Source organism: Winogradskyella psychrotolerans RS-3, from assembly GCF_000427335.1.
GTDB lineage: Bacteria > Bacteroidota > Bacteroidia > Flavobacteriales > Flavobacteriaceae > Winogradskyella > Winogradskyella psychrotolerans.
Genome location: NZ_ATMR01000047.1, coordinates 1 through 548 on the forward strand (window position 1 = coordinate 1; position 548 = coordinate 548).

Annotated in this window: 1 protein-coding gene; it reads right to left on the reverse strand. The window is 36.3% G+C overall.

The genetic code is table 11. From position 1 onward, the window contains the following. Positions 1–80 precede the first annotated feature (80 nt). Positions 81–548: alpha-E domain-containing protein (locus ADIWIN_RS04070; RefSeq protein ID WP_040756515.1), on the reverse strand; the 468-nt coding region annotated here is incomplete at its 5' end.

Consider the following 548-nt stretch of genomic DNA (forward strand, 5'->3'; position numbering starts at 1 on the left):
GGTAGTGTCATTTCCTGAAGTGATTCGGGTATCTGATAAACCTACAATTCCGTCCTTTGTCTTTATTCCAATACAAAATGTCATTCTTGTCCCATCGTTTGGGAGGCAAAGTTATCTTTTATTTGGAAATAATTGTCGTTTATTTTATTTGATATATTATTAATTTTGATTTGTAAGTGTTCGATGTATTCATGTAAACCACTGGAAATAATATCATTAACATCATCGAATTCCAGCTTAGAACGCAATTCTCCCATTGCTTTTTCAGCACTATTAGTATACCCATCACCATTGGCTCCCGAGATCTTATAGAGGCATTGTTCTGCTTCTTTCAAGCAAAAGAAAACAGACCTGGGGAAGTATTTATTCAGCAATAAAAATTCCACAACTCCTGAAGGAGAGATATTGCCATAGAGCCTTCTGTAAGTATTGAAAGCGGTTACAGATTTTAGCAAAGCCATCCAATGAAGAAAATCTAAAGGGGAACCCACTTCATCTGCGGAAGGGAGTAAGATATGGTATTTTACATCCAGGATACGTGAGGTTTT